Origin of the sequence: Cognatundibacterium luofuense, from assembly GCF_018139685.1 — a bacterium.
Taxonomy (GTDB): Bacteria; Pseudomonadota; Gammaproteobacteria; order Burkholderiales; family Burkholderiaceae_D; genus Undibacterium; species Undibacterium luofuense.
Map to the genome: position 1 here is coordinate 1 of NZ_JAGSPN010000263.1, position 375 is coordinate 375.

Consider the following 375-nt stretch of genomic DNA (forward strand, 5'->3'; position numbering starts at 1 on the left):
GTACACTCAGAACAGCCATCACCGCAGCTTACCGTCGTGACGAAACTGAGGCTGTCGAATGGCTGTTGTCACAGATTAATCCACATACCAGCTTACAACAACATGTTGCGAAACTCGCACACAAGCTGGTCAGTTCGGTGCGTACTCAACGTACCAGAGCGTCTGGTGTGGATGCTTTGATGCATGAATTTTCTTTGTCTTCCGAAGAAGGCGTAGCGCTGATGTGTCTGGCTGAGGCCTTATTGCGAATTCCGGATCATCAGACGGCAGATCGCCTGATTGCAGACAAAATCAGTAAAGGAGACTGGGCTAAGCATCTGGGCGAATCACCTTCTCTGTTCGTGAATGCCGCGACCTGGGGTTTGCTGATCACTG

The 375-nt window shown here is 50.7% G+C and carries 1 pseudogene; it reads left to right on the forward strand.

Going from position 1 to position 375, the window contains the following annotated elements:
* Positions 1-375 (forward strand): annotated as a pseudogene (locus KDM89_RS20325) (trifunctional transcriptional regulator/proline dehydrogenase/L-glutamate gamma-semialdehyde dehydrogenase); the annotation flags it as partial.